Origin of the sequence: Pelomicrobium sp. G1, assembly GCF_051905455.1 — a bacterium.
Classification (GTDB): Bacteria; Pseudomonadota; Gammaproteobacteria; order Burkholderiales; family UBA6910; genus Pelomicrobium.
Genome location: NZ_JBQACR010000382.1, coordinates 1 through 265 on the forward strand (window position 1 = coordinate 1; position 265 = coordinate 265).

The following is a 265-nucleotide window of genomic DNA, read 5'->3' on the forward strand; positions in this document are numbered from 1 at the left end:
CCTCCAGGTCCATCGCCTTGGCGGCGTAGACCACGATCTCCTTGAGGTCGGTCGGGAGCGAGTCCCAGGCCTTCTTGTTGATCACGATCTCGGTGGTGGTGGAGGGCTCGTGCCAGCCCGTGGTGTAGTAGTACTTGGCCGCGTTCTGCAGCCCCAGCTTCATGTCCAGGAACGGGCCCACCCACTCGGCGGCGTCGATGACTCCCCGCTCGAGGGCCGGGAAGATCTCGCCGCCCGGCAGCAGCTTCACGTCCACGCCCAAGGT

General features: G+C 66.0%; 1 pseudogene. It reads right to left on the reverse strand.

Annotated elements, in window-relative coordinates:
• Nucleotides 1–265 (reverse strand): annotated as a pseudogene (locus ACTFO6_RS18920) (ABC transporter substrate-binding protein); the annotation flags it as partial.